This is a genomic window from Stenotrophomonas sp. YJH_SMC_123 (assembly GCF_059368215.1).
This window is the reverse complement of the sequence record NZ_JCAFRM010000001.1, coordinates 410761-427829: the sequence shown is the minus strand read 5'-3', so window position 1 is coordinate 427829 and position 17069 is coordinate 410761. Positions and strand designations below refer to the sequence as shown.

Below are 17069 nucleotides of genomic sequence, written 5' to 3'. Positions count from 1 at the left end.
CGGTGATTCCGTTGGCCTCGATGGCCGGCAGCGTTCCCGCACAGCGGGTGCTCAGCGAGCGCCCGTTGCGGATCGCGCTGGTTGCCGGCGAAGCGTCCGGCGACCTGCTCGGTGCGGGCCTGGTGCGTGAACTGAAGGCGCGCTTCCCGAATGCCGAGTTCGCCGGCATTGGCGGCGATGCCATGCGCAGCGCCGGCTGCCAGACCTGGCACGATGCCAGCGAGCTGGCGGTGATGGGCCTGACCGAAGTGCTGCGCCACCTGCCGCGGCTGCTCAAGCTGCGCTCGGCGTTCCGCCAGCGCGCCCTGGAATGGCAGCCGGACGTGTTCATCGGCATCGACGCACCTGACTTCAACCTGGGCATCGAGCGCTGGCTGAAGCAACGCGGCGTGCGCACCGTGCATTACGTCAGTCCCTCGGTCTGGGCCTGGCGCGAGAATCGCGCCGAGAAGATCGGCAGCAGCGCGGACCTGGTGCTGTGCCTGTTCCCGATGGAACCGCCGATCTATGCCAGGCACGGCATCGACGCACGCTTCGTCGGCCACCCGATGGCCGATGACATTCCGCTGCAGGGCAACCGCGAGGAAGCCCGTGCCGCGCTCGGGCTGCCGACCTCGGCCAAGGTGCTGGCGGTGTTGCCGGGCAGCCGCCTGGGCGAGATCTCGCGCCTGGGCGAACCCTTCTTCGAAGCCGCCTGGCAGGTCTCTGAACGCATTCCGGGCCTGCATGTGGTGGTGCCTGCCGCCAACCCGGCCTGCCGGCAGCTGATCGAAGAACAGCTGTCGCGCTCGGCATTGCCGGTGGCCTACTCGCACGTGCTGGATGGCCAGGCGCGCAACGCGATGATCGCCGCCGACGTGGTGGTGCTGGCCTCCGGCACCGCGACCCTGGAAGCCATGCTGGTGAAGCGGCCGATGGTCGTCGGTTACCGCGTCAACGAACTGACCTATCGCCTGGTCAAGGCGCTGGGCCTGATCAAGGTCGACCGCTTCGCCCTGCCCAACATCCTGGCCGGCCAGGACCTGGCGCCGGAGCTGATGCAGCACGACTGCACGCCGGACAGGCTGGCCGCGGCCATCCAGCAATGGTTCGACCACCCGCAGCGGGTGATCGACCTGCAGGACACGTACGTGCGACTGCACGAGCGCCTGCGCCGCAATGCTTCGGCGCGTGCCGCCGATGCCGTCGGCGAACTGCTGATGCGCGACCGGGCGCAGGCATGAGCCGCCGTCACGCCGCAGCGGCCAGCCTGGCCCTGTTCGACGGCGCGACGGTGGTCGAGCCGGAACGCCTGGTCGCTGGCGTCGACGAGGCCGGACGTGGCCCGCTGGCCGGGCCGGTGGCGGTGGCGGCGGTGGTATTCGATCCGTCACGGCCACGCATCAACGGCCTGGACGATTCCAAGCAGTTGACGGCGGCCCGCCGCGAACAGCTGCATGACCGCATCATCGAGCGTGCCCTGGCCTGGCACGTGGTGCTGGTGGACGTGGACACCATCGACCGCCTGAACATCTACCAGGCCACCCTGCAGGGCATGCGTGACGTCGTTGCAGCGGTTGCCCATGTGGCCGGCTTCGCCCGCATCGATGGCAACGTGGTGCCCAAGGGCCTGGTGCTGCCGGCGCAGGCGCTGGTCGGCGGCGATGGCATCGACCGCGCGATCATGGCCGCCTCGATCCTGGCCAAGGTTTCGCGCGACCGTTACATGCAGGACGTGCATACCCGCCACCCGCAGTACGGCTTCGAACAGCACAAGGGCTATGGCACCCCGGCCCACCTGGCCGCCCTGCGCGAGCACGGCCCCTGCATGGAACACCGGCGCAGCTTCGCCCCGGTGCGTGAGTGCCTGGGCCTGACGCAGGCGGCGGCCATCGCCTGAGCCTGCTGGAGTTGTAGAGCCGAGCCCATGCTCGGCTGCTGTGGACAGCCGAGCATGGGCTCGGCTCTACAGAAGGCGGCCTCCCGCACGCCTGAATCCGGCGCCACGCCGTGCCCCTGTCAAGCCTTGTGGCAACCCCCTGCCCTCGCTACCCTGACCGGGCATTCCAGCGCTTCCCGACCCCGGCGACGATCGTCCGTCAGCACCCGGGGCCCGCGCGCTCCAACCTGGTCCGGCATGTCCAACTCCCGCTTCGTACATCTCCACGTCCACACCGAGTTCTCGCTGGCGGACTCCACCATCCGTGTGCCGGCCAAACCGGACCAGGCGGACCCGAAGAAGGCCAAGCAGGCCAACCTGCTGTCGCGCTCGGTCGAACTCGGCCTGCCCGCGCTGGCGGTGACCGACCTCAACAACCTGTTCGCCCTGGTCAAGTTCTACAAGGCCGCCGAAGGCGTGGGCATCAAGCCGATCGCCGGTGCCGACGTGCTGATCGCCGAGGAAGGCCAGGACCCGTGGCGGATGACCCTGCTGTGCCGCGACCGCGAGGGTTACCTGAGCCTGTCGCGGCTGCTGACCCGCGCCTGGATGGAAGGCCATCGCCCCGAGGGCGGCGTGGCCGTGCACCCGGACTGGCTGAAGGCCGGCAACGCCAACCTGTTCGCATTGGCCGGGCGGCAGAGCCTGGCCGGGCGCCTGGCGCTGGACGGCAAGCATGAACTGGCCGAGCAGCAGCTGGCCGACTGGCAGCGCGTGTTCGGCGATGGCCTGCACCTGGAGCTGACCCGCACCGGCCGCGAGGGCGAGGAAACCTTCAACCAGTTCGCGCTGATGGCCGCCGGCCAGCGTGGCCTGCCGGTGGTGGCCAGCAACGACGTGCGCTTCCTGTCGCCGTCGGACTTCAGCGCGCACGAAGCGCGCGTGTGCATTTCCACCGGCCGCGTGCTGGACGACCCCAAGCGCCCGCGCGAATACAGCGACCAGCAGTACCTGAAGTCGGCCGAGGAGATGTGCGCGCTGTTCGCCGACATCCCCGATGCGATCGACAACACGCTGGCGCTGGCCGAGCGCTGCAACATCGAGATGCGGCTGGGCACCTACTTCCTGCCCAACTATCCGGTGCCGGACGACGAGACGCTGGACACCTGGATCCAGAAGATGTCGCGCGATGGCCTGGAAGAGCGCCTGGAGAAGAATCCGCTGGCGCCGGGCAAGACCCGCGAAGAGTATTTCGAGCGCCTGGAATTCGAGCTCAACACCATCATCAAGATGGGCTTCCCGGGCTACTTCCTGATCGTGGCCGACTTCATCCAGTGGGGCAAGAACCAGGGTATTCCGATCGGCCCCGGCCGTGGTTCGGGTGCCGGTTCACTGGTGGCGTGGGCGCTGAAGATCACCGATCTGGACCCGCTGCCGTACAACCTGCTGTTCGAGCGCTTCCTGAACCCGGAACGCGTGTCGATGCCCGACTTCGACATCGACTTCTGCATGGACCGCCGCGACGAGGTGATCGACTACGTCGCCCGCAAGTACGGGCGCGAGCGCGTCAGCCAGATCATCACCTACGGCACCATGGCCGCCAAGGCGGTGGTGCGCGACTCCGGCCGCGTGCTCGGCTTCCCGTACGGCCTGGTCGACGGCGTCTCCAAGCTGATCCCGAACATTCTGGGCATCCACCTGAAAGATGCGCTGGGCAAGGGCAAGGAAGGCCCGAGCTCTGAGATGGCGTCGGCCGAACTGATCCAGCGCTACGAGACCGAGGACGATGTCCGCGACCTGATCGACCTGGCGCTGCAGCTGGAAGACCTGACCCGCAACGCCGGCAAGCACGCCGGTGGCGTGGTGATCGGGCCCGAGCCGCTGAGCGAGTTCTGCCCGCTGTACGCCGAACACGACGAGAACGGCCTCGGCAAGAACCCGGTCACCCAGTTCGACAAGAACGACGTGGAAGAAGTGGGCCTGGTGAAGTTCGACTTCCTGGGCCTGCGCACGCTGACCATCATCGACTGGGCGGTGAAGGCGATCAACAAGCGCCATGAGCGCGCCGGCATCCCGCCGGTGGACATCGCCGCGATCCCGCTGGACGACACGCCCACCTACAGGGACATCTTCGCCAACGGCAATACCGGCGCGGTGTTCCAGTTCGAATCCTCCGGCATGCGCCGCCTGCTGAAGGACGCGCGCCCCGACCGTTTCGAAGACCTGATCGCGCTGGTGTCGCTGTACCGCCCCGGCCCGATGGACCTGATTCCCTCCTTCAATGCGCGCAAGCACGGCCAGGAAGAGATCATCTATCCCGATCCGCGCACCGAAGCCATCCTGAAGGACACCTACGGCATCATGGTGTACCAGGAGCAGGTCATGCAGATGGCGCAGATCGTCGGCGGCTACTCGCTGGGCGGCGCCGACCTGCTGCGCCGCGCGATGGGCAAGAAGGTGCCGGCCGAAATGGCCAAGCACCGCGAGATCTTCCGCGAAGGTGCAGCCAAGGGCGGCGTCGATGGCCCCAAGGCCGACGAAATCTTCGACCTGATGGAGAAGTTCGCCGGCTACGGCTTCAACAAGTCGCACGCCGCTGCCTACGCGCTGGTCAGTTACCAGACCGCCTGGCTGAAACGCCATTACCCGGCTGAGTTCATGGCGGCCACGCTGTCGTCCGATCTGGACAACACCGACAAAGTGGTCGGCTTCCTCGACGAGGTGCGCAACCTCGGCCTGACCGTGCTGCCGCCCAAGGTGAACCAGTCGGCCTTCATGTTCGAAGCGGTGACGCCGGACACCATCCAGTACGGCCTCGGGGCGATCAAGGGCGTCGGCCAGGGTGCCTGCGAGGCGGTGGTCGAGGAGCGGCTGAAGGGCGGCCCGTTCAAGGACCTGCTCGACTTCTGCACGCGCGTTGGTTCGGCCAAGCTCAACAGGCGCACGCTGGAAGCGATGATCAACTGTGGTGCGTTGGACGAGCTCGGCCGCAACCGTGCCTCGCTGATGCTGCAGCTGCCGGAGGTGATCAAGGCTACCGACCAGATGGCCCGCGAGCGGGCTTCGGGACAGAACTCGCTGTTCGGTGGCCCGGACCCGAGCGCGACCACGATCCAGCTGGACCTGCCCGAAGCCGAGGAGTGGCCGCTGCTGCAGCGCCTGAACGGCGAGCGCGACACGCTGGGCTTCTATCTCAGTGGCCACCCGTTCGATCCCTGGCGCGACGATGTGCGCGACCTGGTCGGCAACGACCTGGGTTCGGTGGAGAAGATCTGGAGCGCCAACAGCGGTGGTGGCGGCGGCGGCGAAAAGCGCTGGCGCCCGGAAGTGCAGACGGTGCTGGCCGGCCAGGTGGTCGGCGTGCGCCGCAAGGGCGAGAGCCAGATCTTCATCCAGCTTGAGGACGGACGTGGCCGCGTCGAGTGCAGCGCGTTCTCCGACGCGATGGCCGAGTTCGGCCACCTGATGACCAAGGACCGCATCCTGGTGGTCAAGGGCGGCCTGCGCGAGGACGAGTTCAACGGCGGCTTCGCGCTGCGCATCCGCCAGTGCTGGGACTTCGATGAGGTCTGCGCCAACTACGCCACGCGGCTGTCGCTGCGCCTGGACCTGCGCCAGCAGCGCCCGGTCTGGGAGCGCATCGATGCGCTGCTCGACCGCCATCGCCCGGGACGGACGCCACTGCGCCTGGACCTGCTGCTGAAGGGGCCGCACGGCGGCGTCGCCGGCATGCTCGATGTGTCCGGGCAGAGCGCGGTACGCATCGATTCCAAGCTGATGGAGGCGCTGCGCGCCGACCCGGCCGTGCGCACGCTGAAGGTGCGCTACAGCCCGCCATGGGCCAGCTGAGGCTGGCTCCCTCGCTGTCCTGTCTCCCCTGTTTCCCCGTTCCAAGTATCAAGGACGATTGCCGATGAAGGCCCTGCTGTTCCCGTTCGCTGCCGCACTGGCCCTGGCCGCCTGCTCCCCGTCGAAGATCGAGTTCCAGATCGACAACCCGACCGACACGCCGCTTGCGTTGAGCATCGACGGCCAGGACCTGCCGGTGGCCGCACAGGGCTCGCGCCCGGTCTCGCTCGCTGTCGGCGAGCATCGCCTGCATACCGACAAGCTCGGTGATGTGCGCTTCATCGTCTACGTCGACGGTCGTGGCGGGCTGATCAATCCGACCCTCAGCGAGTACGTGATCGCCCGCGAGATCTACGTCACCGACGAGAGCAAGGTGAAGAACTTCGGCGTCGGCAACAGCGGTATCCAGCTCGGCGGCGTCGACTTCGAAGGCCCGTTCGAGAAGCGCCACGACCTGTTCATCGACAAGACCTGGACCTACGGCGTGCGCGAACCCTTCCCCAAGGAAAAGGTGGTGGCCCACGTTGATTCCAGCGGCGGCCAGATCGTGGCCAAGGTGTTCACCGCTCCCGACTTCATCGCTTACGTGGAAGAAGGCATGGGCGAGCCCGGCGCGTTCAAGCGCGAACAACCAGGTGGCTACGTGGCCCCGGCCTACAGCCTGGAACCGGCCCCGGCCAGCCTGCCGGCGCTGGTGCCGGCCTTCGAGGCCCACGCCGCGCCCCTGCGCGAGGTCTACGCGCGCTGGCTGAAGGCCACCACCGCCGATGAACAGAAGGCCCTGCGCAAGCAGGATTTCGCCGCGCAGATGGCCTTCACCTCGGCCACTGCCACCCTGGGCAGCGGCCTTGGCCGGGAAGCCAACGAGGCCTACAACGACTTCGTCTCCCAGCGCAGCCAGTTGATGGGCCGCAGCGCCCTGGTGGTGCCCTGAGCTGACTGGCGCCCCCTGCCCGGCTGCGCTACCGTCGCCTTCCAGACGAAGGCGTACGGGTGGTTTGCACGCATTCGGCTAGAATTCCCCCCTTCTTTACACGACGGCTTCCGATGAATCCGAACTACCTCGACTTCGAGCAACCCATCGCCGACCTGGAAGCCAAGATCCAGGAGCTGCGCAACGCCAGTGCCGGGCCGGCGGTCAATGTCGAGGCGGAAGTGCACGCGCTGCAGGACAAGCTGCGCATGCGCACCGCGCAGATCTTCCGCAACCTGACCTCGTGGCAGGTGCTGCAGCTGGCCCGCCACCCGTCGCGCCCGTACACCGCCGACTACCTCCGCGTCATGTTCGATGAGTTCCAGGAGCTGGCCGGTGACCGCGCCTTCGCCGACGACAAGGCGATCATGGGCGGCCTGGCCCGCATCAATGGCCGCGCGGTAATGGTGATCGGCCACCAGAAGGGCCGCGACACCAAGGAAAAGATCAAGCGCAACTTCGGCATGCCCAAGCCGGAGGGTTACCGCAAGGCACTGCGCCTGATGAAGATGGCCGAGCGCTTCGGCCTGCCGGTGCTGACCCTGATCGACACCGCCGGCGCCTGGCCGGGCATCGACGCCGAGTCGCGCGGCCAGTCCGAAGCGATCGCGCGCAACCTGATCGAGATGGCCGAGCTGAAGGTGCCGATCATCTGCACCGTGATCGGTGAAGGCGGCTCCGGCGGTGCGTTGGCACTGGGTGTGGGCGACCGCACCGTGATGCTGGAATACGCGGTGTACTCGACCATCACCCCGGAAGGCTGCGCCTCGATCCTGTGGAAGGACGCGGGCAAGGCCAAGGAAGCGGCCGAACAGCTGGGCCTGACCGCGCCGCGCCTGAAGAGCCTGGGCCTGGTCGACAAGGTCGTGCGCGAGCCGACCGGTGGCGCCCACCGCAACCCGACGCAGATGGCCAAGCGCCTGAAGGCCGTGCTGCTGAACGAACTGGACGCGCTGGACAAGCTGTCCACCGAACAGCTGCTGGAACAGCGCTACACGCGCCTGCGCAGTTACGGCACGTACGAAGCAGCCTAAGCCCGGTAGTGCCGGCCGCTGGCCGGCAACACGAGGTGATTGCAGAAATGAAAGAGCCGGGCATTTGCCCGGCTCCTTCGTTTGCGCCCTGACAGCATCCACGCATGGCGTGGATCTACCGGACGCAGGTGACCCCGCCTCAGAACGGCTTGGCCAGCACCAGCCACACGATCGGAATGAACGCCAGCAGCGGGATCTCGTTGATCCAGCGCAGCGCGCGCGACGACGGCAGCGCCCGGCCCTTGGCCACGCCCTTGAGCAGGCGGCCGGTCCAGCCGAAGTACACCAGCAGCACCACCACCAGCCCCAGCTTGGCGTGCAGCCAGCCGGCAGCTCCCGGCGCCACCATGGTCGGGAAATCGGGGATGACCTTGTAGCCCAGCCACAGCACCAGGCCGAGCAGGAACGCCAGGCCGAACATCGAGTGGCCGAAGCGGTACAGGCGCAGGCCCATCAGCTGCAGGCGCTCGGTCACCGCCGGCTGGCCCGCGGTCTCGGCCAGGTTCACCAGGATGCGCGGCAGGTAGAACACCGTGGCCATCCACGCCACCACGAACACGATGTGGAAGGTCTTGACCCAGTAGTAGCTCTGCATGCGCTCGCTCCGGCGGCTGGCGTAGGTTGGCGGCCATTCTCGCATGCCGTGGCGAAGCCGCCGCAGGCACGCCCGCCGCGACACATCGACGCATGGCGCGCCGCAACACCGTACGATAGGCGCCGTTTTCCCCGATCGCGCACCGCCCCATGGACAAGACCTACGACGCCGCCTACTTCCAACGCTGGTACCGCCGTGCCGACATCGGCGGCAGCGCCCGCCTGGCGCGCAAGGTGGCGTTGGCCGTGGCCAGCGCCGAGTACTACCTGGAGCGGCCGATCCGCAGCGTGCTGGATATCGGCTGCGGTGAAGGCGCCTGGCGCGCGCCGCTGCTGAAGCTGCGTCCGAAGGTCGAATATCTCGGCTTCGACAGCAGCGAGTACGCTGTGCGCCGCTACGGCAGGACCCGCAACCTGCACCTGGCCCGCTTCGGCGACTTCGCCTGGCTGCGGCCCTGCGCCCCGGTTGACCTGCTGGTGTGTTCGGACGTGATGCACTACGTGCACGACCGCGAGCTGCGTGCAGGACTGGCCGGCGTGGCCGAGCTGACCGGCGGCGTGGCCTTCCTGGAGACCTTCGCCGCCGAGGACGCGTTCGAAGGCGACCACGACGGCTTCCAGGCCCGACCGGCGCGCTGGTACCGCCGCACGCTGGCCCGCCAGGGCCTGCAGCCGGTAGGGTCGCACTGCTGGCTCGGTCCCGCCCTGGCGGGCGATGCGGCCGCGCTGGAACGGATGTGAATCCGGATTCATTATTTTCAGCCGACTTAACCTGCGGGACACCCGGATGGGATATGCTGCGCGGCAACATATGACCATACATATTCGGTCGTCATGCTCTATCAACTGCACGAACTGACCCGCAACCTGCTCGCCCCCTGGGTGCACCAGGCCCAGGCCAACGCCAGGTTCTTCGCCAACCAGGGCCACTGGTGGTCGCAGATGCCCGGCGCTGATCGCCTGGCGGCGGTCAATGAACTCTTCCACCGCATCGGCAAGGATTACGAGAAGCCCGAGTGGGGCATCAACGAAATCGACGTCGATGGCGAGCGCGTGCCGATCGTCGTGCACGAGGAAGTGAGCAAGCCGTTCTGCAAGCTGCTGCGCTTCAAGCGCCACAGCAATGAAGCCGACCAGCTGCACACCATGCTCAACCAGCCGTTCGTGCTGGTGGTGGCGCCGCTGTCCGGCCACCACGCCACGCTGCTGCGCGACACCGTGCGCACGCTGCTGCGCGACCACCGCGTGTACGTCACCGACTGGGTCGACGCGCGCATGGTGCCGGCCAGCGAAGGCGAGTTCGGGCTGGATGACTACATCGCCTACATCCAGGAGTTCATCCGCCACCTCGGCGTCGAACGCCTGCACGTGGTGAGCGTGTGCCAGCCGACCGTACCGGTGCTGGCCGCGGTTTCACTGATGGCCAGCCGTGGTGAACCGACGCCGCGCACGCTGGTGATGATGGGTGGCCCGATCGATGCGCGCTGCAGCCCGACCGCAGTGAACAACCTGGCCACGCAGAACCCGCTGTCGTGGTTCGAGAACAACGTCATCCACACCGTGCCGGCCAGCTATCCGGGTGCCGGCCGCCGCGTGTACCCGGGCTTCCTGCAGCACGCCGGCTTCCTGTCGATGAACCCGAGCCGCCACTTCAGCTCGCACTGGGATTTCTACACCGACCTGGTCAAGGGCGACCTGGAAGACGCCGACGCGCACCGTCGTTTCTACGACGAGTACAACGCGGTGCTGGACATGCCGGCCAGGTACTACCTCGATACCATCCGCGTGGTGTTCCAGGACTTCCTGCTGCCGCGTGGCGAGTGGGTGGTCAACGGCGAGAAGGTCGATCCGTCGGCGATCCGCGATACCGCGCTGCTGAGCATCGAAGGCGAGCTGGACGACATCGCCGGCCTTGGTCAGACCGAAGCCGCGCAGGCGCTGTGCACCGGCATCACTGCGGACCGCCGTGAGCATTTCATCGTCGAAGGTGCCGGCCACTACGGCATCTTCAGCGGCCGTCGCTGGCGCGAGGTGGTGTACCCGAAGGTGCGCGACTTCTTCGCCGCGCATGCCGAAGCCCCGGCGGCGAAGGCCGCGAAGAAGAAGAGCAACGTCACCCCGTTGCGGCGCAAGGCGGGGTAATGCCCCGCCCGGGGTCGGATCCCTTTCCAACGGAAAGGGCTCTGACCCCAGCATGATGGGATCCGGGGTCAGAGCCCTGTTCTGCGAACAGGGATCCGACCCCTGGCCTGTTACAACCGCACCAGCAGGTTCTTGGCAATCAGCCCATGCAGCTTGCCGATGCCGCGTGCCAGGTGCATCGTCAGCACCAGCAGCAGTGCGCCCGCCGCAGCAACCGCGATCGCCACCAGCGGCGAGGCCGCCATCGGCAGCACATTCACGTCGTTGATGTACACGCCGGGGATGTCACCACTGAAGATCGCCGCGACCGGCGCCCAGATCAGGCTCAGCGACAGCGACAGCAGCGTCACCGCGATGGTGAAGTAGATCACGCCCAGCGGCAGCATCAGCACGAAGTACAACAGCGTCAGCCAGGTACGGCCATCGGTGAACATGTCGCCGATGCGCTGCAGCCAGGTGCGGCTGCGGTCGGTGTAACGCGGGCGGCGCGGCATGCGCTCGCCCAGCAGCGCTTCCACCAGCCGTCCTTCCAGCAGCGCCAGCCCGCGCACCGAGCCGAAGAACAGCACGGTCAGCGGAATGCCGATGATCAGGATCAGCAGGCCCAGCGACAATGACAGGCCGGTCACCCCCCAGGTGAAGAAGAAGATGCCGGTGGCCAGCGACAGCAGCATGTAGAACAGCGCACCGTAGGTGTGCGGATCGGTCACCACGCCGAAGAAGCGCGCCAGCAGCGAACGCTGCACCGGCGCCTGCGGCGGTGCGGCCGGCTCGACGCCACTGGCTTCCGCCGCTGCACGCAGCATCGGCGCGGTATCCGCACGCGGCGTACGCAGCGCGCGGTTCACCGTCACTTCGGTCTCGCGGTAGATCTCGGCCACTTCGTCCGGCGCGCCATAGCTGCCGGCAACATCGGCGATCACCTCGGCCTCGCTGCGGCCGGGCTGCGCCGCCAGCTCCGAGCGCAGGTATTCCTCGGCGTCGTACAGCGCGTCCTGCACCATCGCCGGATCGGCACCTTCCAGCGCCGCGCGCAGCTGCGCCAGGTACTGCGGGATGGTCGTAGGCAGGGCGCGGCCTGCCAGGCTCGGGTCGTTCATTGCGGTACCCCCTCCAACACGGAATCGACGGAATCGCGGGTGGCCTGCCAGGCCTGGCGCCACTGCGCCAGCACCTCGCGGCCACGTTCGTTGATGCGGTAGTAGCGCCGCGGCGGCCCGCTGCTGGAAGGTTCCACATGGCTTTCCAGCAGGCCGGCGCCCTCCAGGTTGCGCAGTACCGGGTACAGCGCGCTCTGCTTGCCGCTCAGCACGCCCTCGCCCACCCGCTCCAGCTCCTTGGCAATGAGGTAGCCGTACAGCGGCGCCCCGGCCCGGGCCAGCACCGCCAGCAGGGCCAGCGACACCGTTCCGGCGCTGAGCTCCTTCTGGAACTTCTTCAGGTGGACATCGTCCTCGGACATGACCGGCCCTCCACTACGTTGAAGTCCACAGTAGTGCGAAGTTCGGTATAGCGAATGTGTCGTTAGTCACTCTCCCGGTTGGCGCCGCTGCGCGGCTCGCGCAGAATCGAAGCCTCGTTCATGTTCCGGGGTTCCCATGCCGCACCGCCGTTGCCTTGCCCTGACCGCCCTCGCCCTGGCCTGCCTGCTGCCCGCCCTGGCCAGCGCGGCCACGCCCTACCGCAGCCCTCAGCAGATCCTCGACGCCTCGGCGGCCAGCGACTGGCGCACCCCGGACCCGGCCAACCTGCTGTACATGGACCTGCCGGCCGGTCGGGTCATCATCGAGCTGGCACCGCAGTTCGCCCCGCGCCATGTCGCCAACATCCAGACCTTCGCCCACGAGCATTTCTGGGACGGCACCAGCATCTACCGCTCGCAGGACAACTTCGTGGTGCAGTTCGGCGATGCCGACGCCGATGACGCAGCCAAGGCCAAGCCGTTCGGCAGCGCCGCGCGCAAGTTGCCGGCCGAGTTCGAGCGCGCCAGCGCCGGCCTGAAGGTCACCGTGCTGCCGGACCGCGATGGCTGGGCCGCGCAGACCGGTTTTGTCGACGGCTTCCCGGTCGGGCAGGACCCGCAGGCCGGCAAGGCCTGGCTGGCACATTGCTACGGCATGCTGGGCGCGGGCCGCAGCAACGAGGAAGACAGCAGCATCGGTGCCGAACTGTACGTGGTGACCGGACAGTCGCCGCGCCAACTGGACCGCAACATCACCCTGGTCGGTCGCGTGCTGAAGGGCATGGAGCTGCTCAGCGCGACGCCGCGCGGGCCGGCGCCGATGGGCTTCTACACCGACCCGACACTGCGCACGCCGATCGTGTCGATCCGCCGCGCCAGCGACGTGCCGGCAGCCGAGCGCACGCCGATCCAGGTACTGCGTACCGACTCGAAGACCTTCGCCGATACGGTGGAGGCGCGGCGCAACCGCGTGGATGATTTCTACAAGCGCCCGGCCGGGCATATCGATCTGTGCAATATTCCGGTGCCGGTGCGCTGATGGTTTCCTGCGCGTGACGCGTGCTGAAGGTGCTTCACTGTTCATGGGCGTTACTTTTCTTTGTACGCAAAGAAAAGTAACCAAAAGAAACGCGCCGCCAGGTCGCGAGCCGCCGTGTTTCGCACGTCGGTCCCCTGCGCTTCTCGGTGAATCAGGGGACGGTGTGCACAAGGCTGCCGACTAGCAGTCGGCTCTACAGGACATCGGCACCTCTTCGCCCCTGATTCCCCTGCGATGCTCGGGTCGCTCAAGGCGGACCCAGTTCAAAGGCCACAGCTGCACCCAGAAGATCCACGCAATGCGTGGATGCTTTTGCTGTTGATCTTGACCTTCCAGTCCGCCTTGAGCGAGCCGAGCACCGCAGGTCTGGCGAGGGCGAAGAGGCGCGGGTGTCTGAGCGCAGCGAGTTCCCGCGCCGTCCCTCGACGGGCCGAGGAGCGCAGGGCACCGGTGCGCAGCACCGGCTCGCGGCCTGGCGGCGTGTTTCTTTGGTTACTTTCTTTGCACGAGCAAAGAAAGTGACACCTCTCCGCAGGCGCGGAAAAGAGCTGCCGGGCAGCGCCCGGCACTACCAGTGCGTCGGCGCGCTCAGCCCTTCTGACTCACCGCCACGCTGCCCAGAATCAACACACCCGCAATCAACATCTGCACCGTCACCGCCTCCCCCAGGAACAACCACGCAAACGCCGCGCCGAACAGCGGAATCAGGTAGGTCACCGTCGACGCCCGCGACGGGCCGATACGACCGATCAGGCGATAGAACATCAGGAACGCCAGCCCGGTGCAGGCCACGCCCAAGGCAATCGCCGCGCCCCACGCCTTCAGTGGAATCGCCGCCTGCGGCCAGTGGGTCACCGCCATCGGCAGCATCCACAGCGAGGCACACGACAGCGTTGCAGCAGCGGCCGCCGCCGAGGGCAGGCCGGTCATGTGCCGCTTCACCAGGTTCACGCCCAGGCCGTACAGCAGCGAGGCCGCCGCACCAGCCAGCACTGCAGTGCCGATGCTCAGGCCCGAGACTTTGGCCGTGGCCAGTACCACCACGCCGGCGAAGCCGACCAACAACGCGCCCGCGCGGCGCATGCCGATCTTCTCGCCGAAGAACAGGAAGGCGATCAGCGCGGCAAACAGCACGGTCATCGCATTGCAGATGGCGCCGATCGCCGCAGGGGCTCGCTCGGCCGCGTAGGCGAACAGCACGAACGGCAGCGCCGAGTTGATCAGCCCGATCGGTGCCAGCCACAGCCAGCGCCGCGGTGGGAACTGCGCGCGGGCACGCCACAGGAACGGCAGCAGCACCAGCGCGCCCAGCACCAGCCGCACCTCGACCAGCGCGAACGGGCCGAACGACGGCACCGCCACCCGCATGAACAGGAACGAGCAGCCCCAGATGGCGCCCAGCAGGGTCAACTCCAGCGGTGTGCGCCAGTCGCGCTCGGCTGCCTGTGGGACCGCATTCATGCCTCGCCTCCGTCCATCGTCAATTCCTCGTCAAGGCAGACAGGATCGGGCGCAGACGCCAGCCGCACAAGCGCGTAGTATCGCTGCCAGCCACAAATATGGTTTGAGGCTCGACATGCAGCTACGCCCTTCCCTGCTCCCCGCACTGGCCGTGTTCGCGGTCGCCGCGCGCCACCAGAACTTCGCCCAGGCCGCGCAGGAGCTGCACCTGACCGCCAGCGCGGTCAGCCACCATGTGCGCCGGCTGGAAGAAGTGCTGGAAGTACGCCTGTTCCTGCGCCACGCCCGCGGCGTGCGCCTGACCGCCGAGGGCCGGCAACTGGCCGACGCCGCCAGCGCCGCCTTCACCGATGTCGCGGCCGTCGCCCATCACCTGCAGCCGGATGCCGACAGCGTGCCGTTGCGGATCACCACGCTGCGCTCGCTCTCCTACTGCTGGCTGCTGCCACGGCTGCCGCGCTTCACCCAGGCCCATCCGCACATCCGCATCGAGCTGCACACCGGCAGCGGCCTGGATCGCTACGACGACAATGGGCCGGAAGTCGGCATCCGCTACGGTCTGGGCCAGTGGCCGGGCCTGCGTGCGCAGCACCTGATGGACGACTACCTGTTCCCGGTGGCCTCGCCGGCGCTGGCCGGGGTCGAAGCACTGGTCGATCCGGCGCGCATCGCCGACCTGCCGCTGCTGACCGACCTGTCGCCGCAGGGCTGGCGCGACTGGTTCCGTCATGCCGGCGTGCGCCCGCCCTCGCCGCTGCCGCCGATGCACACCTTCGCCGACAGCACCGATGCGATGCGTGCAGCGGTGTACGGCATGGGCGCGGTGCTGGCACGTACCCACATCGCGCAGCCCTACCTGCAGCGCTACGAGGTGGTACGCCTGCCCGGCCCGGCGCTGAAGGCGCGCTATGCGTATCACGTGGTGCATGCCGAAGGACAACCGCCGAGCCCGGCCGCACGCCTGTTCATCGACTGGTTGCTGGAGCAGGCGCAGGACGAACGCACGCCGATTCCCGCATTGCCGGACAGCCTGCTCGGACGCCCGGCCACACGCGCCTGACTGCGCCCTCACCCGTTCTTTGCCCGGCGCTGGCTAGGCTGCAGGCAACTCCACAACGTACCTACGCCATGGCCATGCTGCGACTGCGCATCACCGGAACCGAAGACGACGCCCGCGCCATCAGCGACCTGCTGCTCGGCCTGGAGGGCATCGAACATGTCGAGGAAACCGACGACCTGATGCCGCACATGGACGACGACGATTCCAGTTCGGCGGGGCTGTCCGATGACATCGGCCCGGGCATCCACGAGCTGGAAGTGGAAGTCGGCAATGAAAGCACCGCGCAGAAGGTGCGCGACGCGGTGCAGGAACTGGCGCTGGAGCTGGATGTGTTCGTCGAGTACGAGACCGACGAGGGCTGACGCCGGCTCCCTGCCGGCATCAGCCGTCACCTCAGCGGGTGGGCGGCAGCGTGCGACGGCGGCGACGCCACCACGCCCGCACACCCCAGGCCACGACCAGGGCCAGCACACCCACCGGCAGCAACGCGGCGACGGCGCGGATCAGGAACGCAATGCTGCCGCTGAGGATGCTGCCCGACTCGCTCAGCGCCTCGCCGATCTCGCTGCGGCTGCGCTGGCCCGAGGTGGTGTCGAAGTGGATCGTCACCAGCTGGGTATCGATGCGCCGACGCTGCTGTGCGGCATCCTTGTTGGCCTGCTCGACGCCTGCTTCGATCTCCGACAGCCGCGTGGTGATCGCCATCAGGTCCTCGATCTTCAGGTCCTTGCGGTCCTGGTAGGACAACAGCCGCGCGTGTTCCTTCTCCAGCCGGGACTTGGTCAGCGCGGTGTCCGCTACTTCCTGCGCGAGGTCCTCCGCGCGCGTGTTGCGCGACTGCAGCGTGCCGCCCTCACCGGCCATCGCGATCAGCGGCTCGGTGCCCTTCGGCGCGATGCGCACCTTCACTTCACCGCTGGGCTGCTCGCCGCCGCGCTGGTCGACCTGCAACACTGCACAGTCGCCGAACTTCGCGCTCTGGCAGGCCTGGGCGATCTGCTGGATGCGCGGTGCGATCTGCGCCGCCTCCAGCTGCACCTGCACGTCATGTTCGTAGGCCAGGAATGCGCCTTCCGGCGAAGCAACAGCGGCATCGGCCGCGGTCGCGCCCGCCTCTGCAGCGCGCTCACCGTTCTTGGCGCAGGCTGCCAGTGCCAACAGCAGCACCGGCACTGCCAGCGTGCGCGTCCACGCGCACAGCGGCCTCACAGCGCGGCTCCGTTGTAGGAGGTCACCGAAAGACCGGCCAGATCGACCTGCGGCACGCAGCGAACGTTCACCGCCACCATCGGTGTGCCGGTACGCGGATCGATCGCTTCGCTGTAGGGGGCGATACCGCATTGGCGGCAGTGGTGGTGGTCGATATGCGCCTTGTTGAAGTGGTAGGTGGCCACGTCAGCCGGATCGGTGGCCAGCTGGAACGCCTCGCGCGGGGCGAACCACAGCAGGCTGCCGCGACGGCGGCACATCGAGCAGTTGCAGTCGATGACGTCGCTGATCGGCGCCTCGGCCTGTACGGTGAATGCGATCCTGCCGCAATGGCAGCTTCCCTGGTATTCCATGTCCTGCGCTCCTTTGGAGGGTCCTTGAAACCGCC

16 protein-coding genes are annotated in these 17069 nt (G+C 67.6%); 10 read left to right on the top strand and 6 right to left on the bottom strand.

The annotated features are described in order from the left end of the window. Window positions 1-20: 20 nt before the first annotated feature. The 5 genes from lpxB to AC5P5W_RS01940 all read left to right on the top strand — a co-directional run bounded on the left by lpxB (window position 21) and on the right by AC5P5W_RS01940 (window position 7714). Window positions 21-1223 carry a lipid-A-disaccharide synthase gene (gene lpxB, locus AC5P5W_RS01960; RefSeq protein WP_495220873.1) on the top strand — a complete coding sequence of 401 codons (1203 nt, stop codon included), beginning with the start codon at window positions 21-23 and terminating at the stop codon, window positions 1221-1223. Then, entirely contained in the window at window positions 1220-1879 is a 660-nt protein-coding gene (gene rnhB / locus AC5P5W_RS01955; RefSeq protein WP_014646490.1) for a ribonuclease HII, read from the top strand. Before lpxB ends, rnhB begins: the two co-directional genes overlap by 4 nt. Window positions 1880-2116: 237 nt before the next feature. Beyond that, window positions 2117-5707 (top strand): DNA polymerase III subunit alpha, encoded by a 3591-nt coding sequence (dnaE, locus tag AC5P5W_RS01950; protein WP_014646489.1) that lies wholly within the window; start codon window positions 2117-2119, stop codon window positions 5705-5707. A 64-nt stretch (window positions 5708-5771) separates the two neighbouring features. Beyond that, entirely contained in the window at window positions 5772-6641 is an 870-nt protein-coding gene (locus AC5P5W_RS01945; protein WP_142234458.1) for a hypothetical protein, read from the top strand. 113 nt (window positions 6642-6754) lie between these two features. Next, on the top strand, window positions 6755-7714 hold the full coding sequence (locus AC5P5W_RS01940; RefSeq protein WP_014646487.1) for an acetyl-CoA carboxylase carboxyltransferase subunit alpha: 960 nt from the start codon (window positions 6755-6757) through the stop codon (window positions 7712-7714). Between the two features lie 139 nt (window positions 7715-7853). On the opposite strand, the gene AC5P5W_RS01935 is transcribed toward AC5P5W_RS01940, so the two are convergent. Then, the gene (locus tag AC5P5W_RS01935) at window positions 7854-8309 is read right to left on the bottom strand and encodes a CopD family protein (RefSeq protein ID WP_014646486.1); all 456 of its coding nucleotides are present in this window, start codon (window positions 8307-8309) and stop codon (window positions 7854-7856) included. A gap of 149 nt (window positions 8310-8458) precedes the next feature. On the opposite strand from AC5P5W_RS01935, the gene AC5P5W_RS01930 reads away from it, so the two are divergent. Together AC5P5W_RS01930 and AC5P5W_RS01925 are read left to right on the top strand one after the other, a co-directional pair. Next, window positions 8459-9049: a methyltransferase domain-containing protein gene (locus AC5P5W_RS01930; RefSeq protein ID WP_197574144.1), complete on the top strand. Its 591-nt coding sequence runs from the start codon at window positions 8459-8461 to the stop codon at window positions 9047-9049. Window positions 9050-9142: 93 nt separating this feature from the next. Further along, window positions 9143-10450 carry a polyhydroxyalkanoate depolymerase gene (locus tag AC5P5W_RS01925; RefSeq protein ID WP_014646484.1) on the top strand — a complete coding sequence of 436 codons (1308 nt, stop codon included), beginning with the start codon at window positions 9143-9145 and terminating at the stop codon, window positions 10448-10450. Window positions 10451-10560: 110 nt separating this feature from the next. Here AC5P5W_RS01925 and AC5P5W_RS01920 read toward each other — a convergent pair whose 3' ends face one another. After that, window positions 10561-11550 carry a sensor domain-containing protein gene (locus AC5P5W_RS01920; protein ID WP_495220795.1) on the bottom strand — a complete coding sequence of 330 codons (990 nt, stop codon included), beginning with the start codon at window positions 11548-11550 and terminating at the stop codon, window positions 10561-10563. Continuing rightward, a complete protein-coding gene (locus AC5P5W_RS01915; RefSeq protein WP_046429709.1) occupies window positions 11547-11912 on the bottom strand; it encodes a PadR family transcriptional regulator in 366 nt (121 codons plus the stop codon). Before AC5P5W_RS01915 ends, AC5P5W_RS01920 begins: the two co-directional genes overlap by 4 nt. Before the next feature lie 136 nt (window positions 11913-12048). On the opposite strand from AC5P5W_RS01915, the gene AC5P5W_RS01910 reads away from it, so the two are divergent. Further along, window positions 12049-12951 carry a peptidylprolyl isomerase gene (locus AC5P5W_RS01910; RefSeq protein WP_075075656.1) on the top strand — a complete coding sequence of 301 codons (903 nt, stop codon included), beginning with the start codon at window positions 12049-12051 and terminating at the stop codon, window positions 12949-12951. A gap of 588 nt (window positions 12952-13539) precedes the next feature. Here AC5P5W_RS01910 and AC5P5W_RS01905 read toward each other — a convergent pair. Further along, window positions 13540-14412 (bottom strand): DMT family transporter, encoded by an 873-nt coding sequence (locus AC5P5W_RS01905; protein ID WP_049406973.1) that lies wholly within the window; start codon window positions 14410-14412, stop codon window positions 13540-13542. Window positions 14413-14527: 115 nt separating this feature from the next. On the opposite strand from AC5P5W_RS01905, the gene AC5P5W_RS01900 reads away from it, so the two are divergent. Further along, a complete protein-coding gene (locus tag AC5P5W_RS01900) occupies window positions 14528-15472 on the top strand; it encodes a LysR substrate-binding domain-containing protein (RefSeq protein ID WP_014646480.1) in 945 nt (314 codons plus the stop codon). A 68-nt stretch (window positions 15473-15540) separates the two neighbouring features. Beyond that, on the top strand, window positions 15541-15834 hold the full coding sequence (locus tag AC5P5W_RS01895; protein ID WP_005408721.1) for a hypothetical protein: 294 nt from the start codon (window positions 15541-15543) through the stop codon (window positions 15832-15834). A gap of 31 nt (window positions 15835-15865) precedes the next feature. On the opposite strand, the gene AC5P5W_RS01890 is transcribed toward AC5P5W_RS01895, so the two are convergent. Beyond that, the gene (locus AC5P5W_RS01890; RefSeq protein ID WP_032956827.1) at window positions 15866-16681 is read right to left on the bottom strand and encodes a DUF4349 domain-containing protein; all 816 of its coding nucleotides are present in this window, start codon (window positions 16679-16681) and stop codon (window positions 15866-15868) included. Next, entirely contained in the window at window positions 16678-17034 is a 357-nt protein-coding gene (locus tag AC5P5W_RS01885) for a GFA family protein (RefSeq protein ID WP_014646478.1), read from the bottom strand. Before AC5P5W_RS01885 ends, AC5P5W_RS01890 begins: the two co-directional genes overlap by 4 nt. Window positions 17035-17069: the final 35 nt, after the last annotated feature.